This is a genomic window from Vibrio sp. 10N.222.55.B11, from assembly GCF_041473705.1.
GTDB lineage: Bacteria > Pseudomonadota > Gammaproteobacteria > Enterobacterales > Vibrionaceae > Vibrio > Vibrio crassostreae_C.
In genome coordinates, this window is sequence record NZ_JBFRST010000061.1 from 13,553 (window position 1) to 37,005 (window position 23,453).

General features: G+C 45.1%; 21 protein-coding genes. 11 read left to right on the plus strand and 10 right to left on the minus strand.

The genetic code is table 11. The features are described from left to right. Positions 1-64: 64 nt before the first annotated feature. The 5 genes from AB4503_RS20395 (at position 65) to AB4503_RS20415 (ending at position 6,431) form a co-directional block, all read left to right on the plus strand. Positions 65-1,960 (plus strand): extracellular solute-binding protein, encoded by a 1,896-nt coding sequence (locus tag AB4503_RS20395; protein ID WP_372115659.1) that lies wholly within the window; start codon positions 65-67, stop codon positions 1,958-1,960. Positions 1,961-1,972: 12 nt separating this feature from the next. Next, a complete protein-coding gene (locus tag AB4503_RS20400; protein ID WP_004730359.1) occupies positions 1,973-3,061 on the plus strand; it encodes a microcin C ABC transporter permease YejB in 1,089 nt (362 codons plus the stop codon). Between the two features lie 31 nt (positions 3,062-3,092). Beyond that, on the plus strand, positions 3,093-4,115 hold the full coding sequence (locus AB4503_RS20405; RefSeq protein WP_017068487.1) for an ABC transporter permease: 1,023 nt from the start codon (positions 3,093-3,095) through the stop codon (positions 4,113-4,115). 9 nt (positions 4,116-4,124) lie between these two features. Then, complete coding sequence (gene yejF, locus AB4503_RS20410; RefSeq protein ID WP_372115660.1) at positions 4,125-5,777, plus strand: microcin C ABC transporter ATP-binding protein YejF; 1,653 nt, start codon at positions 4,125-4,127, stop codon at positions 5,775-5,777. Between the two features lie 117 nt (positions 5,778-5,894). After that, entirely contained in the window at positions 5,895-6,431 is a 537-nt protein-coding gene (locus AB4503_RS20415) for an RNA-binding S4 domain-containing protein (RefSeq protein WP_372115661.1), read from the plus strand. Between the two features lie 184 nt (positions 6,432-6,615). On the opposite strand, the gene AB4503_RS20420 is transcribed toward AB4503_RS20415, so the two are convergent. The 10 genes from AB4503_RS20420 to AB4503_RS20465 all read right to left on the minus strand — a co-directional run bounded on the left by AB4503_RS20420 (position 6,616) and on the right by AB4503_RS20465 (position 15,118). Continuing rightward, positions 6,616-7,059: a F0F1 ATP synthase subunit epsilon gene (locus AB4503_RS20420; RefSeq protein ID WP_017060844.1), complete on the minus strand. Its 444-nt coding sequence runs from the start codon at positions 7,057-7,059 to the stop codon at positions 6,616-6,618. Between the two features lie 14 nt (positions 7,060-7,073). Then, positions 7,074-8,459: a F0F1 ATP synthase subunit beta gene (gene atpD, locus AB4503_RS20425; RefSeq protein ID WP_017060843.1), complete on the minus strand. Its 1,386-nt coding sequence runs from the start codon at positions 8,457-8,459 to the stop codon at positions 7,074-7,076. Positions 8,460-8,503: 44 nt separating this feature from the next. Next, complete coding sequence (atpG, locus tag AB4503_RS20430) at positions 8,504-9,373, minus strand: F0F1 ATP synthase subunit gamma (RefSeq protein ID WP_017064727.1); 870 nt, start codon at positions 9,371-9,373, stop codon at positions 8,504-8,506. A gap of 46 nt (positions 9,374-9,419) precedes the next feature. Next, positions 9,420-10,961, minus strand: coding sequence for a F0F1 ATP synthase subunit alpha (atpA, locus tag AB4503_RS20435; RefSeq protein WP_104216112.1), 1,542 nt, complete (start codon positions 10,959-10,961; stop codon positions 9,420-9,422). Between the two features lie 9 nt (positions 10,962-10,970). Then, positions 10,971-11,522, minus strand: a complete 552-nt coding sequence (locus AB4503_RS20440) for a F0F1 ATP synthase subunit delta (RefSeq protein WP_017060840.1) — start codon at positions 11,520-11,522, stop codon at positions 10,971-10,973. An 11-nt stretch (positions 11,523-11,533) separates the two neighbouring features. Continuing rightward, the gene (locus AB4503_RS20445; RefSeq protein ID WP_017060839.1) at positions 11,534-12,004 is read right to left on the minus strand and encodes a F0F1 ATP synthase subunit B; all 471 of its coding nucleotides are present in this window, start codon (positions 12,002-12,004) and stop codon (positions 11,534-11,536) included. Between the two features lie 54 nt (positions 12,005-12,058). After that, a complete protein-coding gene (gene atpE / locus AB4503_RS20450; RefSeq protein ID WP_004730405.1) occupies positions 12,059-12,295 on the minus strand; it encodes a F0F1 ATP synthase subunit C in 237 nt (78 codons plus the stop codon). A gap of 47 nt (positions 12,296-12,342) precedes the next feature. Further along, on the minus strand, positions 12,343-13,113 hold the full coding sequence (gene atpB, locus AB4503_RS20455) for a F0F1 ATP synthase subunit A (RefSeq protein WP_017060838.1): 771 nt from the start codon (positions 13,111-13,113) through the stop codon (positions 12,343-12,345). 1 nt (position 13,114) lies between these two features. Then, positions 13,115-13,516, minus strand: a complete 402-nt coding sequence (locus AB4503_RS20460) for a hypothetical protein (protein ID WP_017060837.1) — start codon at positions 13,514-13,516, stop codon at positions 13,115-13,117. 717 nt (positions 13,517-14,233) lie between these two features. Then, positions 14,234-15,118, minus strand: a complete 885-nt coding sequence (locus AB4503_RS20465) for a LysR family transcriptional regulator (protein ID WP_136978936.1) — start codon at positions 15,116-15,118, stop codon at positions 14,234-14,236. A 157-nt stretch (positions 15,119-15,275) separates the two neighbouring features. On the opposite strand from AB4503_RS20465, the gene AB4503_RS20470 reads away from it, so the two are divergent. The 6 genes from AB4503_RS20470 to AB4503_RS20495 all read left to right on the plus strand — a co-directional run bounded on the left by AB4503_RS20470 (position 15,276) and on the right by AB4503_RS20495 (position 23,106). Further along, the gene (locus AB4503_RS20470) at positions 15,276-15,674 is read left to right on the plus strand and encodes a RidA family protein (RefSeq protein WP_004741170.1); all 399 of its coding nucleotides are present in this window, start codon (positions 15,276-15,278) and stop codon (positions 15,672-15,674) included. Positions 15,675-15,861: 187 nt separating this feature from the next. Beyond that, positions 15,862-17,322: an aldehyde dehydrogenase family protein gene (locus tag AB4503_RS20475; protein WP_372115677.1), complete on the plus strand. Its 1,461-nt coding sequence runs from the start codon at positions 15,862-15,864 to the stop codon at positions 17,320-17,322. A gap of 165 nt (positions 17,323-17,487) precedes the next feature. Continuing rightward, the gene (locus tag AB4503_RS20480) at positions 17,488-18,483 is read left to right on the plus strand and encodes a membrane dipeptidase (RefSeq protein WP_372115662.1); all 996 of its coding nucleotides are present in this window, start codon (positions 17,488-17,490) and stop codon (positions 18,481-18,483) included. Positions 18,484-18,714: 231 nt separating this feature from the next. Further along, positions 18,715-20,322: a BCCT family transporter gene (locus AB4503_RS20485; protein WP_372115663.1), complete on the plus strand. Its 1,608-nt coding sequence runs from the start codon at positions 18,715-18,717 to the stop codon at positions 20,320-20,322. 238 nt (positions 20,323-20,560) lie between these two features. After that, on the plus strand, positions 20,561-22,372 hold the full coding sequence (locus AB4503_RS20490) for a hypothetical protein (RefSeq protein ID WP_372115664.1): 1,812 nt from the start codon (positions 20,561-20,563) through the stop codon (positions 22,370-22,372). Next, positions 22,369-23,106 (plus strand): DUF3726 domain-containing protein, encoded by a 738-nt coding sequence (locus AB4503_RS20495; protein WP_017064722.1) that lies wholly within the window; start codon positions 22,369-22,371, stop codon positions 23,104-23,106. The genes AB4503_RS20490 and AB4503_RS20495 overlap by 4 nt, the downstream gene beginning before the upstream one ends. Positions 23,107-23,453: the final 347 nt, after the last annotated feature.

A 23,453-nucleotide genomic window follows, 5' to 3' on the forward strand; every position in this document is an offset into this window, starting at 1 on the left:
CATGCATTCAAAGCCGATAAATCAACTTGAATATAGAATTCATGACATTTGAAGGGAGAGTCAAATGGGAACAGTTTTTCGACGCAAAGCCTCGCAACGCACTCAGTTTTTCAGGTTTAATTTGAAGTCATGTGCAATCATGTTGCCGCTTATTGCTTTACAACCCTCCGTTACTTACGCTTCTGAAACCCAATCAACTCCTGCTGTCACCGTTATTGAAACCACACAACTGGTTGGTTTTGGTGAAGCAAAATATCCAGCCGATTTCACTCACTTCGATTACGTTAATCCTGATGCGCCAAAGCAGGGCAAAGTGACCTATGGCAGCATAGGTACGTACGATAGCTTTAATCGATTCGGTTCCCGCGGCGTTGCTGCAAGTTATACCGGAGAGATTTACGATACCTTGATGTTTTCTCCGAGTGACGAGATTGATGCGTACTATCCATTGATTGCTTCAAAGGTTCGCTACGCCAGTGATTTCACTTGGATGGAAATCGACATCAACCCAAATGCTAAATTCCAAGATGGCGAGCCTATCACTGCGCATGATGTTGCCTTCACCTTTGACAAGTTCTCAACCGAGGGCGTGCCTCAATATCGTGTGTATTACAAAGAGATTAAGTCAGTAAAAGCGGTATCTGATTTGGTTGTTCGTATTGAGATGAACAAGCCAAATCGTGAGAAGCTGTTTAGCTTTGCGCAAAGTACTCGTGTATTACCAAAACATTTCTGGAAAGACAGAAAACTGTCTGAGCCGCTAAGTGAACCGCCTGTGGGCAGTGGCCCTTATAAGATCATCAGTTATAAATCGGGTCAAAGTGTGACCTACGGTTTAGATGAAAATTACTGGGCTGCGGATCTGCCTGTTAACGTTGGCCGTAATAACTTTAAGCAAGTGCAATACGATTACTACCGTGACGACACGGTAATGCTGGAAGCCTTTAAAGCCGGGGAGTTTGATCTTCGAACCGAGAACTCGGCGAAGTTCTGGGCCAACTCCTACACAGGCGCGAACTTCGATAAAGGCTACATCATTAAAGAAGAGATTAACTACGAGAAGCCTGAAACGACTCAAGGTTTCGTCTTCAATATTCAATCACCTGTGTTCTCTGATCCTAAAGTTCGTGAAGCGTTAACCTACGCGATGGACTTTGAGTGGATGAACAAGAACATGTTCTATGGTCAGTACAAGCGTACTCGTAGCTACTTCCAAAATACCGACTACGAAGCGAAAGGCTTACCAAGCGAAGCTGAAGTCGAGTTGTTGTCTCAATACAAAGATCAGATTCCACCGCGAGTTTTCACCGAAGAATTCCAACCACCCGTCACCGATGGTAGCGGTCGTATTCGTAGCCAAATGCGTACCGCTTTCAAATTGTTGAAAGAAGCGGGTTGGGTGCTGAAAGACAAAGTCATGACCAACGAAAAGACTGGCAAGCCGATGTCATTTGAGTTGTTGATTTACAGCCCAACCACGGAACGTATCGCAACGCCGGTTCAAAAAAACCTTAAGCGCATGGGTATTGAGATGAAGATCCGTACCATCGATACCACTCAATACATCAAGCGCTTGCGTGATCGTGATTTCGACATGGTTTCGTCGTCATTTTCCGCAAACCCTTATCCTAGCCCGAACTTAATGATCGTTTGGAACTCTAACTACATTGATTCTACTTACAATACTGCAGGTGTTATCGATCCAGTGGTTGACGCGTTAACAGAAGAAATTGCGCGTAACCAACAGCACCCTGAAAAGCTTCTTACACTAGGTCGTTCACTAGACCGAGTATTGCAGTGGAATTTCTACAACATCCCACAATGGCACGTTGGCGAGTATCGCGTAGCAATGTGGGACAAGTTTGAGCGTCCAGATGTATTGCCTAAATACGATTTAGGTATCGATACATGGTGGATTTCAGAAGAGAAGGCGGCTTTGCTTCCTGAAAAACGTCGCTAGGAGTTAGTTAGCATGGCCGCGTATATATTTCGACGTTTATTGTTGGTGATCCCCACGCTGTGGGCGATCATCACCATCAATTTTTTCATCATCCAGATAGCGCCTGGAGGCCCGGTAGAGCAAGCTGTTGCTCAATTAGAAGGGCATAACTCTGGCATTATGGAGCGTTTTTCTGGTGGTGGACAAGAAGTTGATTTAAGTGAAAGTGATCAAGCGTCTGCCAGTGGCTATAAAGGCTCACGCGGGCTTGATCCTGAAGTGGTTGAAGAGATCAAAAAGCAGTTTGGGTTTGATAAACCGATTCACGTTCGCTACTTCGATATGTTGAAAAACTACGCGACCTTTAACTTTGGTGAAAGCCTGTTTAAGGGTGGTAACGTGATTGATTTAATCATCGAGCGTTTACCTGTCTCCATTTCCTTAGGGTTGTGGAGTACCTTAATCATCTACGTGATCTCGATACCTTTAGGCATCATGAAGGCGATACATCACGGCTCTCGCTTTGATATTTGGTCGAGCGCGGTGGTGATTGTCGGCTACGCGGTGCCGGGCTTCTTGTTTGCGATTATTCTGATTATCTTGTTTGCAAGCGGTAACTACTTCAGTTGGTTCCCATTGCGAGGGCTTGTGTCGAGTAACTTCGACCAGCTCAACTGGTATCAGCAAATTGGCGACTACTTCTGGCACTTGGCGTTGCCCATTTTCGCCATGGTTATCGGTGGATTCGCCACGCTCAGCATGCTGACCAAAAACTCCTTCCTTGATGAAATCAATAAGCAATATGTAGTGACTGCGAGAGCGAAAGGCTTGGACGAGAGCAGTATTCTTTATAAGCACGTTTTCCGTAACGCCATGCTGATCATTATTGCGGGTTTCCCAAGCGCATTTATTAGTATTTTCTTCACGGGTTCTATGTTGATTGAAGTGATGTTTTCACTCGAAGGCATTGGCTTGCTTGGCTTTGAATCAACCATTCAACGTGACTATCCCGTGGTGTTCAGCTCTCTCTATATCATGACCTTGCTTGGCTTGGTGCTGAGCATTATCTCCGACCTGACTTATACCTGGGTTGATCCTCGAATTGATTTTGAAGCGCGTTAATGGCGAACGAATAACAAGGTATTGATAATAAATGTTTAACAACCCTTTAGCTGAAGCTCGTTGGTTACGTTTTAAAGCAAATAAGCGTGGTTTTATCTCCCTTTGGATATTTACCATCTTGTTTGGCTTGAGCCTGTTCGCTGAAATCATCGCGAACGATAAGCCATTATTGGTTTCTTATGACAATCAATGGTTTGTGCCTGTCATTAATGAATACGCAGAGACAGAATTCGGGGGGGAGTTTGAAACCGAGGCTGACTATAAAGACCCGTATGTAATCGACCTCATTGAAGAGAGTGGCTATATCGTTTGGCCTATCATTCCTTTTAGCTACGACACTATCAACTTTGATATCGCAGGCGCGGTACCATCGGAGCCTGATTCGGTTAACTGGTTAGGGACAGATGACAAAGGGCGAGATGTGTTGGCGAGAATTATTTACGGCTTTCGTATCTCGGTACTCTTTGGTTTTGTTCTGACGATTGTTTCAAGTGTAATTGGTGTCGTGGTTGGCGCAACACAAGGCTACTACGGTGGCTGGGTTGATCTATTCGGACAACGCTTCATTGAAGTCTGGTCTGGTATGCCGACCCTGTTCTTGCTGATTATTTTGTCGAGTTTTATTGAGCCGAATTTCTGGTGGTTGCTCGGGATTATGGTGCTGTTTAGTTGGATGAGTTTAGTCGGCATCGTGCGAGCGGAATTTTTACGCTGCCGAAACTTCGATTATGTGCGAGCCGCGCAAGCCATGGGTGTTGATGACAAACGTATTATGCTTCGTCACATGTTACCTAACGCGATGGTTGCATCGTTAACCATGATGCCGTTTATTCTTTCAGGCTCGGTGACCACACTGACTTCGTTAGACTTCTTGGGCTTTGGTCTTCCTGCGGGTTCGCCTTCGTTAGGCGAGTTGTTGGCGCAAGGTAAAGCTAACTTACAAGCGCCTTGGCTTGGCATTTCTGCCTTCGTCGTGCTTTCACTGATGCTTACGTTACTGGTCTTCGTTGGTGAAGCGGTGCGTGATGCTTTCGACCCGCATCAACAGAAGTAAGGATAGGTTATGACTTCAAATACAGCTCCTACTTCAGGGTCAACAGCAGAGGCTTCTAATGCATCTCCAGTTCTGACCATCGATAAATTGTCTGTCGGTTTCGGGCGTAAAGACTCGATAGAACAAGTGACGCAAGATGTCTCTTTAGAAATATACAAAGGTGAGACATTAGCGCTGGTGGGTGAGAGTGGTTCCGGAAAATCGGTCACGGCTAACTCGATTTTAAAGCTGTTACCAAAAGGCTCGTCTCATTACTTAAACGGTAAGATCAATTTCTCTGGCACCGATATTCTGAGTTGTTCTGAAAGACAGCTACGTGGGATTCGTGGTGGTCGCATCGGCATGATCTTTCAAGAGCCCATGGTGTCGCTGAATCCGCTTCATAGAGTCGGAAAACAGCTTGTTGAAACCCTCGCGATTCACCGAGGTATGAGAACCAACAAAGCGCAAGCCTTAGCGATAGAGTGGCTATCCAAGGTGGGGATTCGTTACCCAGAACAAAAGATATCAGCCTATCCGCACGAGCTATCTGGTGGAGAACGCCAACGCGTGATGATCGCAATGGCATTGATCAACGAACCAGAGCTGCTTATTGCTGATGAGCCGACAACGGCTTTGGATGTATCGGTGCAAGCGCAGATCCTCGACCTTCTAAAAGACCTGCAGCAAGAGCTGGGTATGGCAATGCTTTTCATTACTCATGACTTGAGTATCGTTCGTAAGGTTGCCGACAGAGTAGCAGTAATGAAAGATGGTCGCTTGGTCGAAAGTAACGACTGTCATACCCTGTTTAACGCGCCTGCTCACCCTTACACTCAAAAACTTATTAACTCTGATCCGAAAGGTTTGCCCGTTCCTGTGTCACCCGAAAGCAAACCGCTACTCGATGTAAATCAACTTCGTGTTTGGTTCCCGATCACGGGCGGTTTATTCAAGCGCACCATTTCTCATGTTAAAGCTGTGACCGACATGGAGTTCACTTTGAAGAAAGGGCACTCAATCGGTTTGGTTGGCGAAAGTGGTTCTGGTAAATCGACGACCGGTATGGCGATACTTAAGCTGGTAGATAGTGAAGGGTCAATCACCTACTCGAGTGAACAGCTTCAAGGTTTAGATCGAAAACAGATGCTTCCGTTTAGAAGCCGTATGCAAGTAGTCTTTCAAGACCCGTTTTCTGCGCTAAACCCGAGAATGTCGGTCGCTCAGGTGATTGGCGAAGGTTTGTTAGTGCATCAACAATTGGATGAGCACGAACTCGACCAACGCATCTGTGACGTAATGAAAGAGGTTGACCTCGATCCTGAAACGCGTCACCGTTACCCAAATGAGTTTTCTGGCGGTCAAAGGCAGCGTATTGCGATTGCTCGTGCTTTGATTTTAAAGCCAGAGTTTATCCTGCTCGATGAACCAACATCGTCATTGGACAGAACCGTTCAAGCTCAAGTATTGGATTTGCTGAAGTCACTTCAAGAAAAGTATGGCCTGACCTATTTGTTTATCAGTCATGATCTGAATGTCGTGAAATCCTTGTGTCATTACACCATCGTCATGAAAGCTGGCGAGGTAATAGAGAAGGGCGACACTGAGACTTTGTTTGGTAATCCGCAGCATGAATATACTAAGCAGTTGGTGAGTCTTTCGAATGTTGGTGGTGTTTTATAACGCAGAGGGTTTGTTTAAAACAAATGGGCTCTGGTTGAATTCAACATGGTCATTTCGTTGTTTTAAGATTACACTGCGCCCAATATTTCAGAAGTACATATTTAGGTAGAGGTCACCATGGACCAAGAACATTACGAAGACGCTGATTACGAAGGCCAAGAGCTGAGCGAAGAAGGCGAAGAGATTGAAATTGAAGCAATTGGTATTGATGTTTCATCACAGCCAATCGAGCTCTACAAAGTGTTTAAAATTGCTAACCTAGTGAGTGGTGGCGGTGAAGCTAAGCACATCATCTCTGAAGGCTACGTAGCGGTAAATGGTGAGCTAGAAACCCGTAAGCGTCGTAAAATGTACGATGGCGACTTCTTTGAATTCAACCAAGAATACTATGTAGTGGTGTGTGATCAGCCAGTACAAGAAGAATCAGAAAAGCCGAAAAAGAAAGAAACGCCTAAAAAAGAGAGCAAGGCGAAGAAAGGTCAGTCTAAAAAGGATTCTAAGAAGAAGGAATCTAAGAAAAGCAAAGCAGAAATGCTAAGCGCAAAGGCTGAACCAAAGAAAGAGAAAAAAGAGAAGAAACCGAAAAAGAAAGCGGATACGCCAAAGCCAACACGTGATGACAAAAGCGGCCGTAATTCGATTGAGTTCTTTTAAACTACAGTTCTAAACGACTGCTCTAAACTGCTTTTCTAAAACGAATCTTTTAAAACTATTCGTTTGAACATCAAGCAACGTTAGACCTAGGTTTTACGTTACGCAGATATCAAAAGGCTCACTAGTTAGTGAGCCTTTTTTGTATTTGTTTGCTAGCACAGCTAACGGCCAATAACGCTTATTCTCAGTGTCTTGTGTGAGAAGAAGTTAGCTCTGATGCACGTAACTGAGCAACGGCTTTCGCTAGTTCTAGCTGAGCTTGTGCAAAGTTAATGTCTATGTTGCCCTTGTTGATGTTCTCTAGAGCGGCATATTTCGCTTCTTCTGCGCGAGCGCGGTCAATGTCTTTACCATGCAAGGCCGTGTCGGCTAATAACGTAACCACATCCGGCTGAACTTCCAGCATCCCACCAGAGACATACAGCACTTGGCCTTCTGATTTAGGGTCTGTAACAAACACGGTTACGCCCGGTTTGATCTTACTGAGAAGCGGGGAGTGACCGGGGCGGATCCCCAGTTCACCGTCAGCGCCAGAAACGGCTAGGGCATACGCTGGACCTGAAAACAGCGTACCTTCCGCACTTACAATATTAAGTTGAAATGTATTATCTGTAATTCCGATAGCCATGGTGCACCTGCCTCTTAGAGTGATTTTGCTTTGTTAAGCACTTCGTCGATAGAGCCACAGTACAAGAACGCTTGCTCTGGGATATCGTCATATTCACCGCTCAATAGACCTTTAAAGCCTCTTAGTGTTTCGCTTAGCGGTACAAAGACACCTTTCTGACCGGTAAACACTTCGGCTACGTGGTAAGGCTGCGTTAAGAAACGTTCAATCTTACGAGCGCGAGATACGGTCTGTTTGTCTTCAGTAGACAGCTCATCCATACCAAGAATCGCGATGATGTCTTTTAGCTCTTTGTAGCGTTGCAGCGTTGTTTGTACTTTTTGTGCAATGTCGTAGTGCTCTTGGCCTACGATCAGCGGATCTAACTGACGTGACGTTGAATCTAACGGGTCAATCGCAGGGTATAGACCCAGTGCCGCGATGTTACGAGACAGTACAACGGTCGCATCTAAGTGAGCAAAGGTTGTTGCTGGCGATGGGTCAGTCAAGTCATCCGCAGGTACGTATACTGCTTGGATAGAGGTGATAGAGCCTTGTTTTGTTGACGTGATACGCTCTTGAAGTACGCCCATCTCTTCAGCCAGTGTTGGTTGGTAACCTACTGCTGAAGGCATACGACCTAGCAGAGCTGATACTTCTGTTCCCGCAAGCGTGTAACGGTAAATGTTATCAATGAACAACAGTACGTCACGACCTTCATCACGGAAGCGCTCAGCCATAGTTAGGCCTGTAAGTGCTACACGTAGACGGTTTCCCGGTGGCTCGTTCATTTGACCGTAAACCATGGCTACTTTGTCTAGTACACCTGCTTCTTTCATCTCGTAGTAGAAGTCGTTACCTTCACGAGTACGCTCACCTACACCGGTAAACACAGAAAGACCTGAGTGGGCTTTGGCGATGTTGTTGATAAGCTCCATCATGTTGACGGTTTTACCTACACCAGCACCACCGAACAGACCAATTTTACCACCCTTAGCGAATGGACAGATAAGGTCGATAACCTTAACGCCTGTTTCTAGAAGCTCAGTGCTGTTTGCTTGTTCTTCATAAGAAGGGGCTTCACGGTGAATCTCGTAGTTTTCTTTCTGACCGATTTCACCACACTCATCGATAGGTTGACCAAGCACGTTCATGATACGGCCTAGCGTTTCTTCGCCGACAGGAACCGTGATTGGAGAGCCTGTGTTTTCAACCGTTAGGCCACGACGTAAGCCATCTGACGTACCCATTGCAATACAACGAACGATATTGCTACCCAGTTGTTGTTGTACTTCCAATACTAACGAGCTTGCTTCGTCGCTAGTCACTTTCAATGCATCATAAACGCGTGGGCTGTTGCCGCCGCTGAACTCGACGTCAACCACCGCGCCGATTACTTTAACTATTTTTCCAACACTCATTCTTAAATCCTCAAATTCTGTTCTTGACCCAGTCTTTTCTAGCCCTAGACAGCTTGGGCACCTGAGACTATTTCACTCAGCTCTTGGGTAATGGCAGCCTGACGCGCCTTGTTGTAGACCAACTGCAAGTCATCAATGAGTTGGCCTGCGTTATCAGTCGCCGCTTTCATAGCGACCATTCGGGCTGCTTGCTCACAGGCAATGCTCTCAACAATGCCTTGATACACTTGCGATTCGATGTATCGATGTAACAGTTCTGAGAGTATGTCTTTGGGTGCTTGCTCATAGATGTAGTCCCAACGACGCGCTTTTTTAGGCTCACCACCTTCCTCAGAATCCGAAGGGTGGGGGAGCAACTGCAAGGTCGTTGGCGCTTGAACCATGGTGTTGACGAACTGGTTGTAAACGAGATACAAGCTATCGATTTTACCTTCGTCGTAATGCCCGAGCATCGCATTCACCGTACCTAAGATGTCTTCTAACTTAGGTGTATCGCCAAGACCTGACGTTTGTGCAATAACGTTGCCGCCGCGTTGGAAGAACGAGATAGCCTTAGATCCCACTAAGGTTGTTTCTACCTCGACTCCCTTGGTGCGCCATTGCTCCATTTCTTCTAACACTTTCTTGAACAAGTTTGAGTTCAAGCCACCACACAAGCCGCGATCGGACGAGATAATGATGTAAGCGACACGCTTAGGTTCACGCTGTTGCAGGTAAGGGTGCTGGTACTCCAGGGAACCCGATGCAACATGAGAGATAACTTTTCGCATGTTCTCGGCGTAGGGGCGAGTTAGCGTCATGTTGTCTTGAACCTTGCGCATCTTACTTGCTGCAACCATTTCCATTGCGCTAGTGATTTTCTGAGTGTTACTAACACTGGCTATCTTGGTGCGAATTTCTTTAGTACTTGCCATAATCTGCTCCTATTTGTTTTGATTTCCAGCTAACAAACCGGAGCACTTACCAAGCTTTCATCCCAACAAAACCTTCTAGGATCTCTTTAAGAGCACCGTCGATTTCGTCATTGTAATCGCCTGTCGCGTTGATTTTTTCGAACAACGCAGGGTTCTGACCTTTGGCATAAGCAATCAGCTCTTCTTCAAAACGGGCAATGTTGTTTAGCTCAACACCGGCCAAGTAGCCTTTCTCTGCTGCGTAGATAACCGTTGCTTGCTCAGCGACTGACATTGGAGAGTATTGTTTTTGCTTCATTAATTCGGTAACACGCTCACCATGGTCTAGCTGTTTGCGCGTCATCTCATCTAAGTCAGAAGAGAATTGAGCAAAGGCCGCTAGCTCGCGATATTGAGCTAATGAAGTACGGATACCACCAGACAGTTTCTTGATGATCTTGCATTGCGCAGCGCCACCCACACGAGATACCGAGATACCTGGGTCTACTGCAGGACGTAAGCCTGAGTTAAACAGTTGGGTTTGAAGGAAAACCTGACCATCAGTGATTGAGATTACGTTGGTTGGTACAAACGCTGATACATCACCCGCCTGAGTTTCAATAATAGGAAGCGCCGTTAATGAGCCTGTTTGGCCTTTCACTTCACCGTTAGTGAACTTCTCTACATACTCTGCATTCACTCGTGCTGCACGTTCTAGTAGGCGTGAGTGAAGGTAGAATACGTCGCCAGGGAAGGCTTCACGACCCGGTGGGCGTTTCAATAGCAATGAGATTTGACGGTAAGCAACGGCTTGTTTTGATAGGTCATCATAGATGATCAGCGCATCTTCACCGCGGTCACGGAAGTATTCACCCATGGTGCAACCCGCATAAGGGGCTAGGTATTGAAGCGCTGCAGACTCTGATGCTGATGCCACGACTACGATGGTGTTTTTTAGCGCATCGTGGTCTTCGAGTTTACGAACCACATTAGCGATAGTGGAGGCTTTTTGGCCAATCGCTACATACACACATTTGATGCCAGAATCTTTCTGATTGATGATCGCATCGATAGCTAACGCTGTTTTACCCGTCTGACGGTCACCGATGATAAGTTCACGTTGACCACGACCGATTGGCACCATGGTATCAACCGCTTTATAGCCAGTTTGAATTGGCTGATCAACAGACTTACGTTCGATTACACCGGGTGCAATCACTTCTACAGGGTCGAGTCGGTCACAACTTACTGGGCCTTTGCCATCGATTGGCTCGCCTAATGTGTTCACAACACGGCCAAGAAGACCGTTACCGACGGGGACTTCCAAGATACGACCTGTACCTTTCACTTTCATACCTTCAGATAGGTCAGTGTAGGGGCCCATAACCACCGCACCTACTGAGTGCGTATCGAGGTTAAGTGCGAGTGCGTATTTGCCACCTGGTAGCTCAATCATCTCGCCTTGCATAACATCAGCAAGGCCATTGATTGTGATGATGCCATCACGAACCGATACGATAGTGCCTTCATTGCGAGCCTCGGTGCTCACATTAAATTTCGAGATGCGTTCTTTGATTAGATCGCTGATTTCATTTGAATTTAATTGCATAATTGTTACCTATCTCGCGTGAAGTTGATGAGCCAATCGGTCAATTGATGTGTTTAAAGAACCATCGATAACGGTTTCACCCGCCTTGATGACCATTCCACCTACTAACGTGTCATCAATAACCTGCTTCATTTCAACCTGACGCTCTAATTTCTTCTCAAGTGCAGCTGTTAGTGACGTAACTTGATCTTGTGTCAGCATTTCTGAACTGGTGACAGTGACAGGCACTACACGTTCATGTTCGTCCTTTAGCTCGCAGTACAATTCAAACAGGTCTCTTACAACAGAAAGGCGGCCGTTCTCGGCCAAGACTCGAATAAGATTAATGACGTGGTCATCAACGAGTCCTTGGCAAATATGAATGATGAGGTTTGCCAGCTCTTCTGTTTGGTGTGTAGAAGCACCTTCTGCTGAAGAAATCTGACTAGCGATCGTTTCTTCTTCCGCGACAGCCACAAGAATGGACAGCATTGAGTGCCACTCTTGTAACTGGTTTTCACCTAAAGCAAATTCAAACGATGCTTTGGCGTAGGGATGAGCAATATTGGTGTAATCTGACATATTGCCTCTCCTTAGAGTTCGCTAATCATTTGGTCAACTAGCGCTCGGTTCGTTGCGGAATCTAGGTTTTTGCTAATCAGTTTCTGTGCACTTTGAATTACTGCGTCTGCCATATCTGCCTGAAGTTCACGGCGTATCTTTTGGCGTTCGCCTTCTAGCTCAGCTCTACCTTGTTCTAAGATGCGTGCCTTTTCTTGCTCGGCTTCTTGTTGCGCTAAGCTGATGATTTCATTGCGGCGTTTTCGGCCCTGTTCAACCAGTTCAGTCACATCTTTTCTTGCATCTTCGATGAGTTGCGCGCCATTTGATTTTGCTAGTTCTAGCTCTTTCGCAGCGTTCTCTGAGTGGCGTAAACCATCAGCGATTTCTTTTTGGCGCTCGTCTAACATCGCGGTGAGAGGGGGCCATACATATTTCATGCAGAGCCAAACAAAAATCACGAATGAGATTGCTTGTCCAAACATGCTTGCATTTAAGTTCATACCTTCCTCACTAAATCTTGATTATTTACAAATCGATCTTTCAAAGCGGTTTGATTAAGCCACGGCGAAGATGATGTATAGACCGATACCAACACCGATCATCGGTACTGCATCCACAAGACCCATCATGATGAAGAATTGAGTACGAAGCATTGGAGTAAGGTCTGGTTGACGCGCAACACCTTCAAGGTATTTACCTGCTAAGTTACCAATACCAGATGCTGCACCTGCTGCACCTAAACCGATCAGTAATGCACCTGCTACATATAAAACTGCGCTTACGATATCCATTTGTATCTCCGATAAATAATTTGTTAGTTAAATTTTTTAGTTATTAATTAGTGGTGTTCTTCTGTTGCCATACCTAAATAAACAACGGTCAGTACCATAAATATAAATGCTTGCAAGAATACGATTAATATGTGGAATAGTGCCCAAGGAACACTCAGTGCCCATTGCATCCACCATGGCATTAATGCGATCAGAATAAATATCATCTCACCTGCATACATGTTTCCAAATAATCGTAAGCCTAGTGATATAGGTTTTGAAATTAATGTTATTAATTCAAGAACTAAGTTAACAGGGTATAAAAGAGGGTTATCAAATGGCTGCGTAGTAAGCTCTTTGATAAAGCCTTTCAATCCTTTATTTTTAAATGTATAAGTCAACAGTAAGATAAATACACCGAGTGCCATCGACATTGGAATATTTACGTCCGCCGTTGGTAGATCTCTAAAGTGTTCTAGACCCATTGCACGACTTAATGCTGGTATGAAATCTATTGGTAATAAATCGACCGCGTTCATTAACAACACCCAAACAAAAGTGGTTAATGCCAGTGGCCCTATTAATTTATCCTCCGCTTGAAAAATCTCTTTTACTAGGTTGTTTACAAAATCAAATATCAGTTCGATAAAACATTGAAATCGACCTGGAACACCGCTGGTGCCCTTAGTCACTACGTATCGAAAAGCTCCAATAAACAGTAAACCCGTAATCCAAGATACCAACATCGAGTCGATGTTGAACGCCCAGAAACCATCACCTGTAGTTAAGAAGGTTAAGTGATGCTCTATGTATTCGTGAGCGGTAGTTACTTGATCCATACTACACGTACTCCGATCTTGTAGAGGCAGTAATAAATGGTGTTAAGAAGTACCCAACCATAGTGAGAATATATGCGTACAATATTACTGGGTTATCCAATTTGAAAAACTGGAACGCCAAGATAAACATTAAGAACGTATAAGTTATTTTAACGACACGACTCATTTGCATTAAGTCACGTAAACTATAATTAGGATTCTTGCGCACCTTTAGGCTTGCATATATAAAACCAAACAGCGGAGGTAGCATCGCAATTCCGATACCCAAAGCCGACGATTCCATATCTACTTTATTACCAAAAAACACTTCATATAAAACTACACCGACGGCCAATACTACTTGGCAGAGAACAACTCTTTTAGCAGCAACAAGAATGTCACCACTTATCCCATTAAGCCTCATAATAAAACCTTATATTTAACAGTGTAAGCTCATATAAAACACAGTTTGAATATGTCTTGCTACTCGCATTTACTTGTTAATAAAACTTTGCTTGTTAACAAAGAGATAATCTTGCTGGTTTTATATCTCCTGACGAAATAGAACGATATAAACTAGTTCGCTCTCGTTTCGACAAAATATAAACTACGCCTAAAATTATGTGATCAAAACGACAAATATTGATATCAATAATTCCATTTTTGAAATGAATGTTTTTCATTTATGAAAGTAATAGTTCTATCACTTTATTCATGAATATTTAAGATGCTTTATCCTTGTGAAAAAGAGGGTCTTTTTAGAAGGGAGTAGCGAGCTAAATTTTCAACTTATGATCTTATCAATTACGACTATTCAAACACTTAGGTTCATTTACAAGCTGAGTTGTGAAGTGTGATTTTGGTAGGGGTTAAGCTTGTTTGAGGCAATGATGGAAGATCTGGTTTTTCTGGTAAGTTAAACGTACGTCGCTCCTTATCAATAAGCGAATATTTTTTATATTGTCGTCAGCTTGTCACTATTTGCGTGCGCGAGAGTGAAAATTCAGCGCCTAAATGTTGATGATATAGGAGTGAAATGGGGGACTGGGTGTGCGAGAAGCATGGTGCGGAGAAGAAACACCGAGTTTTGAGGAAGTAAATGGCAGCAGAGCGCTGCCTAATTTACTTAATCTAGGCTCTCTTATGACTCTTCATAACTGAGGTATTGAATACATAAGTCATGGAAAGCCTGTGCTTGTGGCGAGATCGTACGATCAGACAGTCTGAAAATGCCGATTTGTCGTTGCAAGGGTGGGTCAATTAGCGGAATCCACACCAAGCGGGTTTCATTGGTTGGGAAAGCCAGCTTAGGTAGCGTGGTCACGCCTATCCCGAGCTCTAACACCGAAAAAAGCGAGGTAATGTTCTCGACAGAGTACAGGGCTTGTTCGCTGAGCATGCGCGCAGGTGTTGGGTCCAGTAGGGTGCAAGTCCCGTTACGAATGAAGGGATGTTTTAACAGAGTTTGCCATTCGATCCCTTCAGGTTGAGCGGCGATAGGGTTGTCCTTTAAGCAGACCACACCGATAGGATCGGAAAGAAGTGGGGTGAAGTCGATACTCTCTTCTTCTAAATGGGAGGTGTTGCCTAGGGCGACATCTACTTCTCCAGAGAGTAATCGTGCTTCTACACCTGCCGCATTATCATCAATCAAACTCACTTCTACATTCGGGTATTGCTCACAAAAGGCCCCTAACACACTAGGGATCAATTTGGCTGCCACCGAAGGCACGCTCGCTATTCGAACTCTTCCTTGTTGCCCAGCCGCCGCTGCACGTAAGTCGTTGTCTAATGCTTTGTAAACATTCAAGAATTGAATGATTTTTGGTAGGCATATTTCTCCAAAAGGTGTCAGTGTAGATTTGTTGCCTGTTTCAAACAGTGGCTGACCAAGTATTTTCTCAAGCTCTTTTATTGAAGTAGACAGTGCCGCTTGAGAGCGATTTGCTCGGTGAGAGGCGGCACGAAATCCACCTTCTTCGACCACTAAAACAAAATGTTTTAACTGTTGTAGCTTAATACTCATGACTCCGATCCTTCTCTAGCCCTTGCTATACCTTACTTTTTGAAAGGTGATAGATTTTATTTATCAAATGCACAAAATTTACCGTTAGATTTATCAGGCGTCAAGGTGCAGTATTTAACCATCTTGAAACATAGTTGTTACAAAGTTGGATGGAATCGTGAACGCACAAACTAAAAAACACCCAGTAAAAACCGCTCTTTTTGCTTCAAAAGCACCACTAGAGTGGGCAATCGTTAATAACGGCACTCTATACACTGCTCAGATTCCAATCGATGAAACGGGCGCAGTAGTAGAAGGCGGTATTGAAGCGCAAACGCGTCAAACTTTTAACAACCTTGTTCATACCTTGGAGTGTGCAGGCGAATCGATGGATTCTGTGCTGCAGGTTCTGATTTACGTGACTGACCGTGAATACCTGAAAACGGTAAACAGCGTATACGGGGAATACTTCAACGCACCTTATCCAAATCGTGCAGCAGTCGTTGTTGCAGGGCTAGCTAGAGAAGAGATGTTGGTTGAGTTCGTGGTTTATGCATCGGCGTCTCAACCTGAATAAATGGACTGTGAACTGAGGCAATTTGCCAATCAAAGCTGTTTGTCTACGCAGATCTTTACTGATACAAGCGAATAGTTTTACGTCTAGATACAAAATTAATACTTATTCTCTATATAAATTAACAATTTATTAATTAATCCGATGGTTGCCAGACTCAACCGCAACCTAACGTTACAAGGATAGAATGATGACTCACTTACAGAATGTTCAAGCAGAAAACGCACTTTACATTGGCGGCGAATGGCAAGCGGGTGTAAGCACCGTAGCGAACATTAACCCATCAGATATTTCTGAAAACATCGGTAACTTTGCACAAGCAAGTGCTGAGCAAGTTCAACAAGCGATTTCAGCGGCGAAACACGCTCAACCAGAGTGGGAAAAAACGCCGATTGAACGCAAACAAGCGGTGCTTCAAGCGATTGGTGATGAGCTGATTGCCCGTTGTGATGAGCTGGGCACTTTGCTATCTCGTGAAGAAGGTAAGCCGTTTGCTGAAGGTCGCGGTGAGATTTACCGTGCAGGTCAGTTCTTCCAATACTTTGCGGCTGAAGTGCTTCGCCAAATTGGTGACAACGCAGATTCTGTACGCCCGGGTGTTTCTGTTGAAGTGACTCGCGAAGCGGTAGGCGTTATCGGCATTATCTCTCCTTGGAACTTCCCGACAGCAACAGCAGCTTGGAAAATTGCTCCAGCATTGGCTTTCGGTAACAGTGTTATCTGGAAACCAGCAAACCTAACACCAGCAAGTGCGGTTGCGCTTACTGAGATCATCCATCGCCAAGGTATCCCTGCAGGTACGTTTAACCTTGTATTGGGTAGCGGTTCAACGGTAGGTGATGCACTGATCAACTCTAAAGAAGTGAACGGTGTGAGCTTTACCGGTTCTGTTGACACGGGTCGTAAAGTGGCAGCGGCTACCGCACCAAACTTCGTTCGTTGCCAACTGGAAATGGGCAGTAAGAACGCGCTGGTTATCGCTGATGATGCAGATATCCAAACCGCAGTTGAAGCAACTATTGCCGGCTCTTTCTCTGGTGCAGGTCAAAAATGTACAGCGTCTTCTCGTCTTGTTGTTATGGATAGCATCCACGACCAGTACGTTGAAGCACTGATTAAACGTATGAGCGAGCTGAAAGTGGGTCACGCATTAGAGGAAGGCGTTTTCATGGGCCCAGTTGTTGACGGAAACCAGCTTGAAGCAAACCTAGGTTGGGTTGAGAAAGCGCGTCAAAGTGGCGGTGAGCTAGCATTCGGCGGCGAACGCTTGAGCATGCAACACGAAGGTTTCTATATGTCTCCAACGTTGTTCTTGAACACTAAGAACGATTGGGAAGTGAACCAAGAAGAAGTGTTCGCACCAATGGCAAGTGTGATTCGTGTCGCTGACCTAGAAGAAGCGATTGCGACAACCAACGACACTCGCTTCGGTCTAACAGGCGGCATCATTACTCAGAGCCTACGTACTAGCGCAATGTTCAAGCAACAAGCGCAGACCGGTTGTGTGATGGTCAACCTACCAACAGCAGGCACGGATTACCACGTACCGTTTGGTGGTCGTAAAGAGTCTAGCTTCGGTCCTCGTGAGCAAGGTCAATACGCGAAAGAGTTCTACACAGTGGTTAAGACGGCTTACCAGCGTCCTTACTAATCTGCTTTCTATATAAGAATTGGCCTGATTCACAGAGTCAGGCCAACATTCAAACCAAAACAGAAAACAAACTTAGATAAGTGATTTAACCCATTTTTGAAAACATGCTACTTGAGCGTGTTTTCAAAACCGAGCTAGAACACTGAGCTTTCAATAGGAGTGGTTATGTACCAGCAACGGATTGTTATAGATGGATTGCAATACTGCAATTGGAACAGAGAATATTTCCAAACACTAAAGGCGAGCGGCATTACAGCAGTTCACGCTACCGCGGTTTACCACGAGACAGCTCGTGAAACCTTATCTCGCTTTGCAGAATGGAACTTAAGATTCGAGCAGAATGCAGACCTTATCATGCCGATTCACTCAATGGCTGATGTTGAGACTGCAAAAGCAACTGGCAAAGTCGGCATTTTCTTAGGCGCTCAGAACTGTTCTCCAATCGATGATGAGATCGGTCTTATCGAAGTGATGCGTAAGCAGGGTCTTTTGATCATGCAACTGACGTACAACAACCAAAGTTTATTGGCGACAGGTTGTTACGAGAAGAACGATACCGGTATTACTCGCTTTGGTAAGCAAGCCATCGAAGAGATGAACCGAGTGGGCATGATCATCGATATGTCTCACAGTGCCGAGCGCTCAACACTTGAAGCGATTGATTTGTCTTCTCGTTCTATTTGTATCAGCCACGCGAATCCGACGTTTGCTCATGATGCACTTCGTAACAAATCAAACGATGTGATTAAAGCGCTCACTGCACGCGGTGGCTTAATCGGATTCAGCTTATACCCATTCCACCTACCAAACGGCAGCCAATGTACCTTGGAAGACTTCTGTCAGATGGTTGCGACCACTGCTGACATGGTTGGCGTCGAACACCTCGGTATTGGTAGTGACCTATGCTTAAACCAACCTCAAGCCGTTCTTGAATGGATGAGAAATGGTCGTTGGTCTAAAGCGATGGACTACGGCGAAGGCTCTGCGAATAACTCAGGTTGGCCTGATGCGTTGCCTTGGTTCTGTGGTAGTTCGGGTATGGAAAATATTTATAACGGATTGATGCGTCATGGTTTTAGCGAGTCTGAAGCTGGACAAGTCTTAGGAGAAAACTGGTTTAACTTTTTGAAAGATGGCCTAGAGCCTCAAAGCCAAGGCTAAGTCGTTTTTCTCAGTAGTCAGCATCTAATGAGCAGTCTTCTAAATACGTTCATTTAGCGAGTACTGCTTTAACAAAATTCACTATTCAAAAGGAACAACGGTCTATTTCGCAACGCGGTAACCCAAACATGGATTAGCCTGCTCAACACAAAAATAATAGGGCAGGTGTTAAATACACCCTTGTAGTCATCATTTTTATGACAGCTGCAAAGAAACCTCTGGAGTCAGAGTATGTCTGATTTAACCAATAGCGTGAAATCTTCAAGCTTAAATGCGGGTCAAGCACACACAGCAAGTAATGCAACAAGCAACACCAACCAGTCTGAATCTACCTCAGACAAATTAGGGTTATCCAACCCGGCACTTTGGTACAGCGGCGGTTTTATCGCTCTGTTCGTGACACTGGCCCTATTTGATGGCGAATTGCTATCAACTCTGGTTAACACGGGCTTTGCGTGGTCGGTCAAAGTATTCGGTCCTTACTGGCAAATGCTACTTCTTCTGACTTTTCTTATTGGTCTTGGCCTGGCGGCAGGGCGAACAGGCAAGGTTATCTTAGGCGGCATCGCGAAACCTGAAATGGATGGTTTCCGTTGGATGGCGATCATCTTCTGTACGCTACTTGCGGGTGGCGGCGTATTTTGGGCTGCAGCGGAGCCGATTGCTCACTACGTTAGCCCACCACCATTGTACGGTGCACAAGAAAACGCACAGCAAGGCGCGGTGAATGCGTTATCACAATCTTTCATGCACTGGGGTTTCCTTGCATGGGCAATCGTCGGCAGCTTAACGTCTATCGTGGTTATGCACCTTCACTACGACAAAGGCTTGCCACTTAAACCGCGTATTTTGCTTTACCCAGTATTAGGCGAACGTGCACTGAAAGGTCACACCGGCGCTTTAATTGATGCATGTTGTATTGTCGCTGTAGCGGCGGGCACCATCGGTCCTATCGGCTTCTTGGGCTTGCAAGTGAGCTATGCACTGAATGCACTGTTTGATATCCCTGATGGCTTCACGACGCAGCTTATCATCATCCTGTTCGCTATCGTTCTATACACATTGTCGGCATTAAGTGGTCTTAACCGCGGAATGCAAATGCTAAGCCGTTACAACGTAATTTTAGCAATGTCATTGATGGTCTACATTCTGATCTTCGGCCCAACAAACTTCATTTTCAATGGCTACATCCAAGGTGTAGGCAGCATGATAGACAACTTCATCCCAATGGCAACATACCGTGGTGACGAAGGTTGGTTGAGCTGGTGGACAGTATTCTTCTGGGGTTGGTTCTTAGGTTACGGCCCAATGATGGCAATCTTCATCGCACGTATTTCACGCGGTCGTAGTATTCGCCAATTGGTATCAACCATCAGTCTTATTGCACCGTTCGTAACATGTTTCTGGTTCACCATTGTTGGCGGTTCTGGCCTTGCGTTTGAAATTGCAGACCCAGGCAGCGTAAGTAAAGCGTTCGAAGGCTTTAATTTACCTGGCGCGCTACTGGCAGTAACTCAGCAACTACCAATGCCAATGCTTATCTCTATTCTGTTCTTGATCTTGACGACGATCTTCATCGTAACGACAGGTGACTCAATGACTTACACCATCAGTGTGGTGATCAGTGGTGAGACAGAACCGAATGCAATTATTCGTACCTTCTGGGGTGTGATGATGGGGGTAACAGCGTTAATTCTGATTTCCCTAGGCTCTGGCGGTATTTCAGCGCTGCAATCCTTCATTGTTATCACCGCGGTACCGGTGTCCTTAATCTTGTTGCCATCACTTTGGAATGCGCCTCAAATCGCAATCAAGATGGCAAAAGAGCAAGGTTTTTAGAGAGCAGGGTTATTAAACAAAAGGGCTCTGTAAAACAAGAACGAATCAGCCTTTGAAAGAAGGCTGATGCAAGATTCCGAAAGGAACAGAAAAACCGTACTGGTGAAGATACATCGGGCGGCACGTATCTAGGTCAATCGATCTAGTCAGGACAAATAATAAGGGGTGAGCTCGCTTGCCTCGATAATATCAATAACGATTAAAAACGTGAAAGCTAACCAACATACTGTCGCTATATATGCTTCAAAAGACAGCAACGATCGGTTCTGAATGGCTAGCAAAATCCTATAACTATAAGGTGGTGAGCAAAATGGATGCACATCGTTCTACCTACACTGAATCAGCACTACGTGACGCAACGGTCGTCATGGCACCGGAAAGACTGGGTGCTATGCACCAAACACGCATCAGCTTCGTAAGAACTCTGATTCGTAAAATGGCGCAACAGCAATGGAAAGTGACTAAGCATGAGTGGCAACTAGACGCTCGAGGTTTTGGTCATGTTATCTATAAGCTAGAGACGCCAAATCATGTTTATCATTTGGTTGTTTTCTGCGATGAGATTGCAGACGACGAACGAAATGACCGTGTAATTGCTGAAAAGTGGGACGTAACGTTTGCTCTGGTTCTTGGTGATGTTGATGTCACCCTACTTGAGAGACTTCGTGCGAATGTACCGCTACAAGAAGCAGGCCGTAACCCTAACAATGTGCTTGTTTTAGCGCGTGCCAACAAAAGTGTACGAGTGTTTGAACATATTGTTAGTCACTTGGCTAAAGGTGTTCAACCAACGCCAAAAGAGCTAGCGGAAGTTGGCTACATCCTACGAACCACAGCGGTTTATGGTAATGGTAAGTTTGGTATTGCTGACTTTAAAATCTTGGAAAAGAATCCAGATTTTAATCAATCGTTCAGTGCTCAAATGTGTGCTGTTTATATGCTGCGTGAGTTCAGCCTAGATTGGGTTCATTACCTAGCGGAGCAACAAGGCGGTGAACAAGCGATTACCTTGCATAGAGGATTACAGCGTTACCTTGGTGTTGGTAATGCGACTGGTTTAGGCATGGCGCCATACCTTATTAACCACCCAAGTATTGTCGATCAATGGATGACAACCCGTGAACATGCATTGGCGGACGTGTTGGCTAGTCAGACCGATACGGCGTTTATCGAGCCACTACGTAGATACGTTAAAAAAGCGATTTGTCATTTAGAACAAGTTGTTACCATCAATGAAAACCAGCAAGAGTTGAACAAAACCGCTGTTGATGAGTTAAAACACGCAGAACAGTCACTAGAAGCTTCTGTAAACCATTGCGATACATGGGCGCAGTTAGTTGAACAATCTAAGCACATGAGTATGGAAGCCCAAGAAATCCTTATCTCATGCTTGATGGAATTGTACCCAGAATTAGTGGACGCCCATCAAGAGCATATGAATTGTAGCGAAACACTCTCGCTTCCTAGTGGCAAAAAGATCCAAGACCTATTGGTTGTGTTAGAAGAAAAGTACCGTTGGGCAATCACCACCGACTTTACGAAAGCAGATAACAACTACTGGTTCTGGTATCGCTCTCAGGACAAAGAAGAGCCAAGGCTCGGTGTTCGAGGAGAAGAAATTGGTGAAGAGCGTGAGCTGCCATTAGATATTGGTCGTCAAGCTTACCGTCTGTACCACTCCTTATTACAGTTCACACCAGAGCTTTCTCTAGCAGAGTTCTTGGTAAAACAACCGCAACATCGTGCGATAGCACGTCGTGTATGGACGCTTGGCAACAAAGCGATGGGCGACATTCAAATGAACGTGCTTCATAAAGAGTCGCTGCCGATGCATCTGTTACGTTGCAAGCTAGCTATGTTTGGTGCTACTAAGTTTGATCCTCGCTCAGATCGTTGGGTTCGCGTGACCTTCTTCCAAGGCGCACCGCTGCTTGACGAAATTCATCAAGACGAGTGGGTGTTCCCAGTCTTACCAAGTGAAGCGGAGCTTGCTGGCTCTCATAACGTTCCTACACATATCAATGCTCAACATGGAGGTAAATCGCTATGATCGTTTCTCACAATGAATTGGTCGCGGCCGTTAATAAAGCCTTTCTGGGTATGCGTCGTACATGTGGTGAAGCCGATGTGATAGCGAACATGGTGGCAGATTTACAAATGGTTGGCTTGGATGGTGTTCGTCATTTTAACAATGCGAGCAACTTTATGGGGCTAGAAGACGATTGCCCTGTAGACATCCAAGTGACAAGCGACAACACAGTTGAAGTGGACCTGCACAAGGCGAGCTTAGCGTGTCATCTTCCTGTGGTGATGGATTACGCCATTGAAAAAATGGTCGGTAAAAAGACGCTGAAAATCGAGCTAAACAACTGCCATAACCGTTGGTTAGCGTACAGTGAGCTTGTAAAACTGGCAGCGAAAGGCATCGCATGTACCGCACGTTGGGATAATGGCTCAAATCCTAAGAGCACCTTGTATGTGCTTAACCGTGGTTGCGTTGCACCAGAACTGTTTTTATCAGATTTGCCTCTGGCATCGGACGATCATATCCACAATATGACCATCGAGCTTTCCGTCCAGGATTTCGATATCGAACGTTTGTCAGATGGCTACCAAACACACATTGAATCGGAAGCGCTTTTTAAAACTCAAGAGAAGGCGTGGAACGAGGGCATTGAAGTTGACGATGGAGAGTGGGGCGCGTTGAAAGAAACGGCGACGGCTATCCTTGTTGAAAACAGCCAACGTTCAATTCAAGGTGCAGGTGAGCTCGAGGCTTCTTAGCTTTGTTTTATAGAGCTATAAGTTACAGAAGCTCAGTTTATAGATCTTTGGCTTATAGAAACTAAACCTATAAAGCCTGAGCTTGTTCAACCTAAAAACCTCATTTACAACAGATAAAACCAAAGAGCTTAACGTATCCTCACCTCGTTAAGCTCTTTTTATTTGTGTCCCACTTTTGTTCTTCTTCTCAATAGATCACATCTTAAACTCTCTGTTTTGACACAAGTTGTTACGCGTATAAAGCTAATTTGGCGATTTAATGAAGTACCTTCACATTCAGGTTCAACAAACGGTTTCATTTACAAGCTAGTATGCGTATCTTGCTAACTACGGTGCCAAAGGGTGCC

Coding starts and splice junctions, on each gene's coding strand:
- AB4503_RS20395 (WP_372115659.1), top strand. CDS start 65: ATGGGAACAGTTTTTCGACGCAAAGCCTCGCAACGCACTCAGTTTTTC.
- AB4503_RS20400 (WP_004730359.1), top strand. CDS start 1,973: ATGGCCGCGTATATATTTCGACGTTTATTGTTGGTGATCCCCACGCTG.
- AB4503_RS20405 (WP_017068487.1), top strand. CDS start 3,093: ATGTTTAACAACCCTTTAGCTGAAGCTCGTTGGTTACGTTTTAAAGCA.
- yejF (WP_372115660.1), top strand. CDS start 4,125: ATGACTTCAAATACAGCTCCTACTTCAGGGTCAACAGCAGAGGCTTCT.
- AB4503_RS20415 (WP_372115661.1), top strand. CDS start 5,895: ATGGACCAAGAACATTACGAAGACGCTGATTACGAAGGCCAAGAGCTG.
- AB4503_RS20420 (WP_017060844.1), bottom strand. CDS start 7,059: ATGGCTATCGGAATTACAGATAATACATTTCAACTTAATATTGTAAGT.
- atpD (WP_017060843.1), bottom strand. CDS start 8,459: ATGAGTGTTGGAAAAATAGTTAAAGTAATCGGCGCGGTGGTTGACGTC.
- atpG (WP_017064727.1), bottom strand. CDS start 9,373: ATGGCAAGTACTAAAGAAATTCGCACCAAGATAGCCAGTGTTAGTAAC.
- atpA (WP_104216112.1), bottom strand. CDS start 10,961: ATGCAATTAAATTCAAATGAAATCAGCGATCTAATCAAAGAACGCATC.
- AB4503_RS20440 (WP_017060840.1), bottom strand. CDS start 11,522: ATGTCAGATTACACCAATATTGCTCATCCCTACGCCAAAGCATCGTTT.
- AB4503_RS20445 (WP_017060839.1), bottom strand. CDS start 12,004: ATGAACTTAAATGCAAGCATGTTTGGACAAGCAATCTCATTCGTGATT.
- atpE (WP_004730405.1), bottom strand. CDS start 12,295: ATGGATATCGTAAGCGCAGTTTTATATGTAGCAGGTGCATTACTGATC.
- atpB (WP_017060838.1), bottom strand. CDS start 13,113: ATGGATCAAGTAACTACCGCTCACGAATACATAGAGCATCACTTAACC.
- AB4503_RS20460 (WP_017060837.1), bottom strand. CDS start 13,516: ATGAGGCTTAATGGGATAAGTGGTGACATTCTTGTTGCTGCTAAAAGA.
- AB4503_RS20465 (WP_136978936.1), bottom strand. CDS start 15,118: ATGAGTATTAAGCTACAACAGTTAAAACATTTTGTTTTAGTGGTCGAA.
- AB4503_RS20475 (WP_372115677.1), top strand. CDS start 15,862: ATGACTCACTTACAGAATGTTCAAGCAGAAAACGCACTTTACATTGGC.
- AB4503_RS20480 (WP_372115662.1), top strand. CDS start 17,488: ATGTACCAGCAACGGATTGTTATAGATGGATTGCAATACTGCAATTGG.
- AB4503_RS20485 (WP_372115663.1), top strand. CDS start 18,715: ATGTCTGATTTAACCAATAGCGTGAAATCTTCAAGCTTAAATGCGGGT.
- AB4503_RS20490 (WP_372115664.1), top strand. CDS start 20,561: ATGCTTCAAAAGACAGCAACGATCGGTTCTGAATGGCTAGCAAAATCC.
- AB4503_RS20495 (WP_017064722.1), top strand. CDS start 22,369: ATGATCGTTTCTCACAATGAATTGGTCGCGGCCGTTAATAAAGCCTTT.